At 47.3% G+C, this 10,894-nt stretch carries 7 protein-coding genes; all 7 read left to right on the forward strand.

Annotated features, from left to right (window positions below):
- Nucleotides 1-494 precede the first annotated feature (494 nt).
- The 7 genes from ACN5NT_RS23580 (at nucleotide 495) to larA (ending at nucleotide 10,576) form a co-directional block, all read left to right on the forward strand.
- A complete protein-coding gene (locus tag ACN5NT_RS23580) occupies nucleotides 495-2,372 on the forward strand; it encodes an aldehyde ferredoxin oxidoreductase family protein (protein ID WP_419177101.1) in 1,878 nt (625 codons plus the stop codon).
- A 128-nt stretch (nucleotides 2,373-2,500) separates the two neighbouring features.
- Complete coding sequence (locus tag ACN5NT_RS23585) at nucleotides 2,501-3,358, forward strand: NAD(P)-dependent oxidoreductase (protein ID WP_136799940.1); 858 nt, start codon at nucleotides 2,501-2,503, stop codon at nucleotides 3,356-3,358.
- Nucleotides 3,359-3,493: 135 nt separating this feature from the next.
- A complete protein-coding gene (locus ACN5NT_RS23590) occupies nucleotides 3,494-4,474 on the forward strand; it encodes a TRAP transporter substrate-binding protein (protein WP_419177102.1) in 981 nt (326 codons plus the stop codon).
- A gap of 80 nt (nucleotides 4,475-4,554) precedes the next feature.
- Nucleotides 4,555-5,061, forward strand: a complete 507-nt coding sequence (locus ACN5NT_RS23595; protein ID WP_136799938.1) for a TRAP transporter small permease — start codon at nucleotides 4,555-4,557, stop codon at nucleotides 5,059-5,061.
- A 2-nt stretch (nucleotides 5,062-5,063) separates the two neighbouring features.
- Nucleotides 5,064-6,356, forward strand: a complete 1,293-nt coding sequence (locus ACN5NT_RS23600; protein ID WP_136799937.1) for a TRAP transporter large permease — start codon at nucleotides 5,064-5,066, stop codon at nucleotides 6,354-6,356.
- Nucleotides 6,357-7,165: 809 nt separating this feature from the next.
- Nucleotides 7,166-8,875: an FAD-dependent oxidoreductase gene (locus ACN5NT_RS23605; RefSeq protein ID WP_419177103.1), complete on the forward strand. Its 1,710-nt coding sequence runs from the start codon at nucleotides 7,166-7,168 to the stop codon at nucleotides 8,873-8,875.
- 441 nt (nucleotides 8,876-9,316) lie between these two features.
- Entirely contained in the window at nucleotides 9,317-10,576 is a 1,260-nt protein-coding gene (larA, locus tag ACN5NT_RS23610) for a nickel-dependent lactate racemase (protein WP_136799935.1), read from the forward strand.
- The last annotated feature ends 318 nt before the right edge of the window (nucleotides 10,577-10,894 follow it).

Raw genomic sequence — 10,894 nt, forward strand, 5'->3', positions numbered from 1 at the left:
GTTCGCACCGCAAACGGTCGTCTGACCGCTGCCGAGGCTCTGGGTCATCGTGAGTTCATCATGACCAAGCTCTACGAATCTGCATAAGCATAAGTAGTATTACGCTTACACCGCACCCGCCTGCAGGCACCCAGTCAGCAGGTGGGGTTGGGCGGTAGGTATAGTACGTATTTTGGTAAAAAAGATTCGAAAGGTAATTTCAAACAGATATCTATTGCTGAATCTTCTATTTGACCATGAGATTTTCATAATAAACTGAAAATGCAGGAAAAGTTGCCGGCAAGACAAAAAACCGGGTTTCTCTGAGGGAACGGTCTGGATGTCTGGCGAAAAGCGGTTGGAAGGGAAGGATGCATAGTGATTTTCTGTTGAATTTTAGTTTGGAAAGCAACGGAATTTAATACCAGTGCAGATGAGATGTATGGCCAATTTTTCGTAAGAAAATTTGGACGACTGTAAATGCACAAGCTTTTGCATGTTTGTGGAGGATAAAAATGCCATTTGGTTATAACGGAAAGATCCTTTATGTGGATTTGACCCATAAAAAAATTGAAATTAAAGAGCCTGGTGAGAAGTGGTACAGAACCTATATGGGTGGTACCGGAATCATCGGTGAGACTTTATTAAAAGAAATTAAACCGGATATTGATCCTCTCGGGCCTGAAAACGTGTTGGTATTCACTACCAGCGTTGTAACCGGTGCACCGATTTCCGGGTTCAACCGTTTTTCTGTAGGTGCGAAGTCGCCCCTTACCGGTGGTTTTGCCGAATCTGAGGCGGCCGGTTACTTCGGACCTGAACTGAAGTTTGCAGGTTTTGACGCAGTAATCATTAAAGGTGCTGCAGATGCACCCGTTTACCTCTGGATTAACGATGGTGAGGTGGAGATCCGTGATGCTGCAGATCTCTGGGGCATGGATAACGCAGAGACTCTGACTGCTCTCGAGGAAGCGACCGACAAGAAGGTACGTGTATGCGGTATCGGTCCAGCCGGTGAGAATCTTGTATCCTATGCAGCTCTGCAGAATGATATCGAGCACTTCAATGGACGTACCGGTATGGGTGCGGTTATGGGCTCCAAGAAGCTCAAAGCCATCGCCGTACGTGGTACCGGAAAACTCGAATTCGCAAATCCGGACAAAGTAAAAGAGATCGCCCAGTGGCACCGCGAGAAGGTTAAGGTACATCCGCCCAACGTCGGCCTTACCAAGTACGGCACTCCAGGATTGACTGAGGGCGTTAACGCCGGAGGTTTCCTGCCGACCCGTAACTGGAAAGAAGGTCAGTTCGAGGGTTGGAAGACCCTTGCAGCAGAGCACTACCACGAGACCATCTTTGCCGGTCGCGGTACCTGCTGGATGTGTTCAGTTGCCTGTAAGCGTCGCGTAGAGGCCGATAGTCCTTACCCGCTGAATAAAAAATTCGGTGGTCCTGAGTTTGAGTCGATCGGAGCCCTCGGTTCCATGTGCGCTATTGCCGACATCGCTGCGGTTGCACGTGGTCACCAGCTCTGTAACCTTCTCGGTCTCGACGTTGTTTCCACCGGTGCTGTTGTTGCCTTCGCCATGGAGTGTTTTGAAAACGGCATCCTCACCGCTGAGGATTTCGAGGGACGCTCAATCGGTTTTGGTGATGCAGACGGTATGCTCTGGCTGATCGAAAAAATCGCTGCCCGTGAGGGGATCGGTGAGACCTTGAGCCTTGGTGTTAAGCGTGCTGCCGAGAAGATTGGTAATGGTGCGGAGAAGTATGCAATGCATGTCAAGGGTCAGGAGCCTGCCTTCCACGATGGTCGTGGTAAGTCCGGTATGGCTATGGGCTTCGCACTTTCTCCTACCGGTGCAGATCATATCGAGACTCCGCATGATCACGCATTTATGGGCGACGGTGTGGCAAAGCTCTTCCCGCTCGGTTTACTCGATCCGGTTGAGCCGCTGAAGACTGATGCTGCTAAGGTGCGTTTCTTTTATATCGGTCAGAAAGCATGGGGTATCAATAACCTCCTTGGTCTTTGCAACTTCTGTTCTGTGCCGATCCATGCAATGACTTTTCCGCGTCTTGTTGAAGCGGTTGAGGCAATCACCGGCTGGGAGAGCAGTCTTTTCGAGATTGTCACTGCTGTTGAGCGTGGTAACGTTATGGCCCGTATTTTCAACAACAGATGCGGATTCACCCCCGCAGACGACAAGCTCATCGAAAGATGGTATGAGAAGATGCCTGCTGGTCCGCTCAAGGATGTTGCCTTCGATAGAGACTCGTTTGCTGAGTGCATTCAGCTCTACTACGAGATGTCCGGTTGGGACAAAGAAGGTCGTCCGACCAGAGGTAAGCTTGCAGAGCTTGGTCTCTTCTGGTTGCCGGAAGCTGAATAAAAATAGTTCTACCCCACTCGGGAAACCGGTATCAGCCGGTTTCCCATCATTGAGTATGTATATCACACGGCGGTATGCTGAATCTGTGTGCCGCCAATCAATACCAAAGCATAAATAGGAGAATACCTATGTCTATCGGATTCATTGGCGCAGGCCTCATGGGTGGACCACTTTGCCGTAACCTTATCCGCGCAGGAAAGGAAGTTCTGGTTTTTGACCTGAGTGAAGAAGCTATCAACAGAACTATTGCAGCAGGAACTACCGGAAAAGCTGCCAAGTCCGTTGAGGATCTCGCAGATTGTGACATCGTATTTACCAGTTTGCCGCTGCCTCAGCATGTTCAAGGCGTAATGCTTGGTGAGGACGGTCTCCTCGCCAAGATGAAAGAAGGCGCTATTCACATCGAACTCAGCACCATCGATCCGCAGTCCTCTGTTCAATTGAGAGATGCTGCGAAAGAGAAAAACATCGGCTTCTTGCAGTGTACTCTTGGCAAAACCCCTGCCCACACTGAAAAAGCTGAAGAACCAATGTTCATTGGAGGTGATAAGGAGTTATTCGAAAAGCTTGAGGATCTGTGGCCGATCATCGGTGCTCCTGCATACTACATGGGTGGTGTGGAAGCGAGCTGTGCGATCAAATTGATCAGCAACATGGTCGGTATGTCCAACCTCGTTGTCTTAGCAGAAGGTGTTCGCGCTGGAGAGAAAGCCGGCATCGATAAAAAATTGCTTATCGAGCTGTTGCAGGATACCGGTGCAAGAAGCTTCCAGATGGATGTTCGTGGTCCATGGATTGCTGAAGGGGACTTCGAAAACCGTTTTGGTCTTGATCTGGCCCTCAAAGATGTTCGTCTCGGTTGCGAGATGGCACGTGCCTGGGATCTCAATCTGAAAGCAATGGAAGCTTCTCTTGAGATGCTTAAGAAGGCTTCTGCCGAAGGTCATGGTAAGGAAGACTGTAACGCAGTGTACAAGGCAATCTAATCAAACATTTCACGTTGTAACGTAGTATCCAAACAGCCGAAATGTTTGGGTCGCATAGCAGTTCATAGAGCGACTGAAACTGTCAAATGAGCCGCAACCCCGGTCAGGGTTGCGGTTTCTATGGAGGGAATCAGAATGAAGCGTTTTATAGCAGTGCTTGTAGTATCGTTACTTATGTCCAGCAGTGCGGTAATGGCAAAAACCGTTATTCGTGCAGCAACAGCAAATCCCCCAGGTAGCCTGCACGCGGCAGGACTGGAAAAATTCAAGGAACTCATTGAAGAGCGGTCAAATGGAGAGATGACTGTTCAACTGTACCTTGGTGGTCAGATGGGTTCCGAGCAGGAGAACGTTAAACAGGTTGGTTCCGGCCTTCTTCAGGTTGCGGTTATGGCCTCTGGTAATGTTTCCCCTTTTAGTCCGAAGGTAGGTCTTCTGACCCTGCCATACATCTTCCCTGATATCGAAGATGCATACACCCTGTTTCGTTCAGACTTCATGGATGAAATGGCTGATGATATCGCCAAAGAAGGTAACGTTCGTCCAATGGCATGGCTTGTAGGCGGTTACCGCGTACTTACCAACTCCAAGCAGGCTATCACCAAGATCGAAGATCTCCAGGGTGTAAAGGTACGTGTACCTAAAGTTCAGACCATGCTTGCGGCCTACAAATCATGGGGTATTGAAGGACACCCAATGGCTTGGACAGAGGTATTCAACGGCTTGCAGCAGGGCGTTATCGACGGCCAGGACAACCCGCACCTCGTAAATGTCGACCAGAAATTCTGGGAAGTTCAGAAGTATATCACTGACCTTCACTACATGCTCTGGACTGGTCCTATCATCGTGAGCGAGGTTTGGTACAAGAAACTTCCCGCCGACAAGCAGGAACTCGTGAAAAAAGCTGCACAGGATGCGGCTGAGTATCAGTGGCAGTGGGTTGCTGACAAAGAAGCTGGCGCACTGGCAAAATGCCAGGAGATGGGAATGGAATTCGCAAAGCTTGAAGATGAAGAGCTTTGGATCGAAAAGGCTAAATCCATCTGGCCTCAGTTTTATGACAAAGTTGGTGGTAAAGAGTATGTCGACCAGGCACTCTCTATCATGAACAACTAAGTCGCAGTATCAAAAGGCCCGCCGCTTAACGTAGCGGGCCTTGCTGACAATTAGATTTACGATGGTGTTTAGGGGGCGTAATGAAAGGATTTGTCAAACATCTGTATGACAACTTTGAAGAGTATTTTTCGGCGAGCCTGATGGCAACCTTGATACTCTGCCTTGGAGTTCAGGTGTTTCTTCGCTATGTGTTTCATACTTCACTCTCATGGAGTGAAGAGTTGAGCCGTATCTGTTTTATTTGGACGATTTATGTCGGTATCGCTCTTGCTGCGAAACGTATGCAGCATGTAAGGGTTACCGCTTTGTATCTTATCATGCCGAAGCAAGTTCGGTTGGTAATGTGGATTCTCGTTGATGTTTGCTGGCTTGTGTTCAACATGATCTTTGCCTGGTTGGGCATTCAGATGGTACAGAATTCCTTTCAATTTGTTGAAAGAACTCCAACTCTTGAATGGGTTGCAGCCTACATCTACATGATCATTCCTTTTGGTTTTCTCCTGATGAGCTGGCGTATAGTTGAGAACTATATCAAGCTCATTAAACGCAAAGCCCTGCATGAAGTAGTGCAGCTGGGAGGACACTGATCATGAATACACTTACGCTTTTGCTGGTGACTCTTATTGCCAGCCTTGTTTTGGGAATGCCGATTTTCATGTCATTGGCAATTGCCACTTTTGGCTCGCTGATGGTTTCCGGTTTTCCATTATCAATGATTCCACAGACTCTGTACAGTGGTGTCGATAATTTCCCGCTATTGGCGATTCCATGTTTTATCGTGGCTGGCTCACTGATGGAGCATGGTGGTATCACCCGTCACATCATTAATGTGGTGAAGCGTCCTGCTGCGAATTTGTATGGCGGACTTGGTATCGCGACTATTCTCGCCTGCATGTTCTTTTCTGCTATTTCCGGTTCCGGGCCCGGTACTGTTGCCGCGGTTGGCTCACTGTTGATTCCTGCTATGATCAAGCAGGGTTATAGTAAAGAATACGCTGGCGCTGTATCATCTTCAGGCGGTTCGCTGGGAATTCTCATTCCCCCCAGTAACCCGATGATCATTTACGCGGTTATCGCCAACGTTTCTGTAACCGGCATGTTTATGGCCGGTATGATCCCTGGTTTGATCATCGGCGTCTCCCAGTGTCTCGTCGCCTGGTATATCGCCCGTAAAAAGGGTTTCAAAGGTGAAGCTGGTACCTTCGAGTGGAAAGTGTTTGGAAAAGAGTGCTGGGATGCAAAATGGTCTCTGGCCACACCCCTGGTTATTCTTGGTGGTATCTACTCCGGCATCTTTACCCCGGTAGAGGCTTCCGTAGTGGCAGTTTTCTGGGGTCTTTTGGTTGGCGGCCTCATTTACCGTGAACTGAGTGGTCCGAAAATTATGACCGCACTCGTTGATGGTGTAATGATCGGTGGTACTGTGCTTGTAATCGTAGGTACCTCTACCATGTTCGGTCAGTTATTGACTCTCGAGCAAGTTCCGGTCAAGTTGGCAAGTCTCATCACTTCCATTTCAGAAAATAAATTCGTGGTCATGCTGCTCCTGGTCGGCGTTTTCTATGTTCTGGGAATGTTCATGGAGACACTTTCCACTATCATTATCCTTACACCGATTCTGCTTCCGGTGGTTGTCTCACTGGGAATCGATCCGATCCACTTCGGTGTAATCTTTGTTGTAACCAACGAAATTGCCTTCCTGACGCCGCCGCTCGGTGTAAATCTATTCGTGGCATCGAAACTATCCGGCGTTTCTTTGGAAAGACTTTCGATCAATGTTTTTCCATACATTATCGCGATTACTCTTTGCGTACTGCTGCTGCTCTTCGTGCCGGCACTCAGTACCTGGCTGCCTAGATTCCTCGGCTATGGTCTGATTTAAAATCAGTAGCTGCAATTCGAGTCAGACAAGAGTTATGCTGTTATTTAAAAAAGCCTGTGCGGAATGCCGCACAGGCTTTTTGTTTAGGTTTATTTATTTGGAAACACAGGGTTCTGAAGTTGATTCACAATAAAAATAAATAATGAAAATTCGACTGGTCAATGGCCAATCGGGTAAGGAAATGATACTAAACGTAAATAGCAATATATTACCGAAATGAAGTAAAACGTAAGTGTGTAAAATAAAACTTACTGTTTAGGAAGTTATATTTTAGTGAGTGTTTTAGTAACTAATCGAAATAACGAATATACCCTTGGTAGTTGAATTTCACAGACTGGCTTGCGGATTTCGTTGACAGGATTATATATAATAATATCAGAGCTATGAATGTTTGATTGTTGCTGTGGGCATAGTCATGTATTCTTTTTTTAAACAAGCTTTCTAAAAACAAACTCAATATCTCCTTGGTTGACGGGTTTTTATTGTTAATTTTTTTTATGTCTAGTATATAAGTAGTTGGCTCGGCTCTATAAAGAATAAAGATTAGTTGGTGATTTATACTCATATTGATTTTGAAAGCATCTCTATAGTATTCAACCTTTCTGCAAATCGTAGAATTCAAAAGCAGTACTCTTCTCAGGCTATATTAAAAATAAAAGAAAATTGTATTATTCCGTAATACAGTACCGTCTGTTTACGGGAATAAGATATCTCGTCCTTGCTTAACAGGAGGGTGACTGTTTTGTATCCGCATGCCCGAAGTGGGAGGGCGGATGCTATTTTTCAATTATTTGTTGAGGATGTAAGAAGTGGATAAACATGTAATTATTATTGGAGCAGTAGCTCTTGGTCCTAAAGTCGCATGCCGTCTCAGACGTATTAATCCGGATGTGAAAATTACCGTAATCGACAGGGACAGCCATATTTCGTATGGTGGTTGTGGTATCCCTTATTATATTGGTGGTGACGTAAACGATATCGAGGGGCTACAGTCTACTCAGTCACACACAATTCGTGACGCTCATTTTTTCAAAGCAGTTAAGGGTGTTGATGTCCTAACCCGTGTAGAGGCAACTGAGATTGACCGTCGCGGCAGGAAACTCACAGTGAAGAATCTTGACACTGGTGTAGAAAAGGTACTGGATTACGACAAACTGGTAATTGCGACCGGTGCAACACCAATCAAGCCGCCAATCCCCGGTATCGATCTGCCAACCGTAAACATCGTTTCAAACCTGCACCACGCTGAAGAGATCAAGGGTCGTATGACCAAAGGCCAGGTCAGTAAAGCTGTAGTTATCGGTGCTGGTGCAATTGGTATCGAAATGGCTGAGGCCATGACCGACCTTTGGGGAATTGAGACTACCCTGGTGGAGATGGCTGATCAGGTTCTGCCTGCTGCTCTTGGCAGGAATATGGCTGCGGTTGTCCAGAAACAGATGGAGGAGCACGGCGTACGTGTATTAGTTTCCGAGCGGGTTACAGAGATCAAGGAGAACAAGGAAAACGGTACCACAGTTGTTGTGCTTGGCAACGAAGAGATTGAATGCGACATGGTCGTTCTCTCAACCGGCATTCGGCCCAATACCCAGTTTGCTTCTGAAGCTGGTCTGGCTATCGGCCAGTTTGGCGGCCTGATTGTCGACAGACGCCTCAGAACCAACGATCCAAACATCTATGCAGGCGGCGACTGCGTCGAGGTACGTAACCTGTTGAGCGGTAATAACCAGATGATGCCCCTCGGGTCTCTTGCGAATCGTCAAGGCCGGGTTATCGCCGATAACATTAACGGCGGTCATGCCTTGTTCAGAGGTACTGTAGGAACGTTCTGCATCAAAGTATTCGATATGGGTGTTGCCACATCAGGCCTCACCTTCAACCAGGCAAAGGCTGCTGGTTTCAATCCTGCCATGTCTTTAATTACTCAGGCCGACAGAGCTCACTTCTACCCGACATCCAAGGCGATGTACGCAGCATTGATCGCAGATCGTAACTCCCGCCAGGTACTTGGTATCGAGTGTGTTGGTGCCATGGGTGACGCTGTGAAGGCCCGCGTTGATGCTGTTGCTTCAGTTCTTCGCTTTGGTGTAGATGTCGATGATATTTCCAAGATCGAGGGTGGTTACGCGCCTCCGTACGCATCTGCTATGGACGTTGTGAATAATGTTGGTAACGTTCTCGACAATATTCTCGATGGTCGTAACATTGTAACCGAACCGGTTCAGTTCCTTGAAGAATGGAACGGTAACCCAGATTCAATGATCCTTGATGTACGTGATGCTGTTCAGGCTGAACCATACCTTGAAAAATATAGTGAGCGTTGGCTGCACATTCCACAGTCCGAATTGGGCATGCGCTTTGGTGAAGTTCCGCAGGGCAAGAAAGTATTCATTGTTTGTGATACCGGTACCCGTTCATACGAAGGGCAGATAGTCCTGAGGTCTAAAGGCATAGAGAATACCTTTAACGTACAGGGTGGCTTGTCTCTGGTTAAGATAAATGATCCAAATTTCATTTAGTAGCACCTTTTTAGAAGATAACTGAAAAAGCCCCCTCCCATGAAATATGGGAGGGGGCTTTTTCAGTGGCAGATCGTTGAAGACGCAACAAGATAAGATTTCGAAAAAGCAAATAAAAATAGAAAACTGAGTTTCAGGAAATGGGTGCTGACCGAGACTGACACGATTTTTATGTGCAATCCGACCTTCGGGCACGGGCGCAGATTCAGGAAGTTGGCAGGCGTAAGTAACCAGTTCTCTATGGAAAACTCGAATGCTACAATGTGGGGTGCCGAAAATCCGGCGCCCATAATTGGGCGGGGTGCCAGGTATTGGGCAGGGGAGTCGTGTCGGCAATGTATGTGTTTTTTGAAATATGACGTAAAAACAGGTGAATGTGGTTTTTTTGTAAAGTGGCCCGCTGTTTGCTTTATGTATTACGCATGACGCAAGAGGTGATCGATGAAGCTTGAATTGAAGTACGGTGAGGGGTTCGTAGAAGTACGGATTCCGGATACTGCAGAGATACACGTTTTAGAGCCAAAAAAAATAGCGCCGGTTCAATCTGTAACAGATTCACTGAAACACGCTCTTCTTGAGCCAGAAAAGGGTGATGCAGAATTTTTCAGTGGCCTTGAAAAAAGTCGAACCGTAGCAATCGCAGTACCTGACGAGGCGAGACCGTTGCCTTTAAAGACGGTGCTGCCTCAATTGCTGAAATGGTTGTTTGCAAAAGCACCTGATCTTAACCCAGAACAGGTGATCATAGTAATAGGCGGAGTTCAACCGCTTCAGGGAAGTGAAACTCCTGAACAATTGATCTCGGTCGAGATGGCATGTGGTTGCAGGGTTATTACCCATGACGCAACAAGCAGCCCGATAGTGAGCTACGGTTACACTAAACGGGGAACTCCGGTTCATATCAACGCGTTATTTGCATCTGCGGATTATAAGATCGTGGTCGGACAGATCGATCCCCACCAGTTTGTCGGATTTACCGGAGCTGCAAAAGGCGCTGTGATCGGCTGTGGAGGCGAGGCAACCAGGGCACACAATCATAGCCTGATGTTTGATGAGCAGGTCAACGTAGGTGTGCTTGATGGAAACCCGGTGCATGAAGATCTCGCAGAAGCAGGGGAGATGGTAGGGATTGACTTAGCTGTCAACTTTATTCTCTCGCCGGAGCGTGAGGTGGTAACTGTTCTTGCCGGAGAACCGGATAAGACACTTAAGGCTGGCGCCAAGGTTTGTGCGGAAGTCTATGGGGTCGGCATAAAAGACAAGTTCGATATTGTTATTGCAAGTTGCGGAGGGTATCCGCGCGATATTTGTCTCTGCCAGGCCCAGAAAGGCTTAAACCTGGCGTCAAGAGCAGTAAAAGAGGGCGGTAATATCCTGTTGTTAGCTAAGTCCTCCCAGGGAATTGGAGATGATATCTTTTTTGATTATGTCTCCCAGGATACTACTCCCGAAGAAATTCTTGCCGCTTTCAAAATGCAGGGAAGAAACATGGGCGCTCATACGGCATATGTGTTCGGGCGTACATTGAATCAGTTTGATGTAGCGATTACCAGTGAGTTAGATCCGGCCATATTGCAGAAGTGTCATTTACGCGCTGCTGCTCCGACCGGGGTAATACAGGAGTGGGTGGATGGTTTTCCAGGTACTCCGAAAGTGGGGGTAATACTGGATGCCAATACTCTCTACTTCTACGATCAGTGAGCTGTGGCAGGCCGATTGGCTATCACACACACAGGTCAAGATCTTACTGATAGCATCACAATAGAATCATTCGGCAGATGTTTGAGCCGATGATGAAATTATCGCTGATCCTGAGAATATTCTATTCCAGACAGCACTTTTCTTGAGGTGAATCGAAACCGATTATGGTTGAAATTGTTGTGGCTGGTATAGCCGCAACAGACGATTCGTAAATAAACCATTGTAGGAGACTAACATGGCTATCGATTTTTTAGTACACGAAGCCGCTGACGTGGTAGGTGTCGTAGTTGTTGAGGGTCTGAAGGCTGGCCAGGAGAT

Source organism: Desulfosediminicola sp. (assembly GCF_048381775.1).
Classification (GTDB): Bacteria; Desulfobacterota; Desulfobulbia; order Desulfobulbales; family Desulfocapsaceae; genus Desulfopila; species Desulfopila ganghwensis.